The sequence below is a fragment of the Paenibacillus mendelii genome (assembly GCF_024498075.1).
Classification (GTDB): domain Bacteria; phylum Bacillota; class Bacilli; order Paenibacillales; family Paenibacillaceae; genus Paenibacillus_Z; species Paenibacillus_Z mendelii.
In genome coordinates, this window is sequence record NZ_JANHOF010000069.1 from 1 (window position 1) to 863 (window position 863).

Sequence of the window (863 nt, forward strand, 5' to 3'; positions counted from 1 at the left end):
TTTTAAGGGCTATGACCCGTTGCGTACTCCCATCGTACCGAGGCGCTTTTCCTTTTGCAAAGATGAAATTAATCCATCTACAGGAATGCTAACGGGTACGTTAGTTCAATATAACAGCTGAAGGATCCGCCGCGGTTGATCCTTATCACGTCTCCCTGTTCGATTAAACTAGCGGGCATTCAGTAAATTTGTGCTAAAATATGGATATAAAAAAGTGTTAACGAGCTATTGGGCAAAAGATGCTATTGCGTGGAGGTAGTTCCTTATGAGGAAACCCTATGAAGAAAGAAATAACCATCCAGCTGATTTCAGAGTTAAATACAGGTTTTATTCTCAAGAAGAAGGTGGTAGGAAAAAGCCCGTACTTCAAGGTTATCGCTCTGACTTCACTTATGATGAAGCTGACATACGGGATGATCTTTATTGCATACATCCAGAGTTTGAGGATGAGCAGGGCAATGTAATTCTAAATGACGGCACCCCAGTACCGATTGAAGGAACGGCACGGATGTGGATTCTTTTCCCCGAAATGAGGAAAAAAATACATTTGAATAGAATTAAGGTTGGAGTGATAGGGTATTTCATGGAAGGACCCAAAAAAGTGGCGAAAGCAGAAGTAATCGAAGTCTTAGGGCTACATAAAAACGCAGAATCGTTCAACTAACGGATACGTTAGTTGAACCCAAAATGGAGCAGTTTGCCCAGCGGCAACTGCTCCATTTTCATTAAGCTATCGGGCAGGATAGTTCCAATTATGGTAATATGAGGGTAATCCTGAAGGAGACGAAGTTTTTTTATTGTTAATATAGTCAAAAGAATAAATACGAGGAGGATTTAGCGTGAAAGTTAAATTTTCATTTAGA

Annotated in this window: 1 protein-coding gene; it reads left to right on the forward strand. The window is 40.3% G+C overall.

What is annotated here, in order from left to right; genetic code table 11:
* Positions 1-265 precede the first annotated feature (265 nt).
* The gene (locus NNL21_RS36070; protein ID WP_204822893.1) at positions 266-664 is read left to right on the forward strand and encodes a hypothetical protein; all 399 of its coding nucleotides are present in this window, start codon (positions 266-268) and stop codon (positions 662-664) included.
* Positions 665-863: the final 199 nt, after the last annotated feature.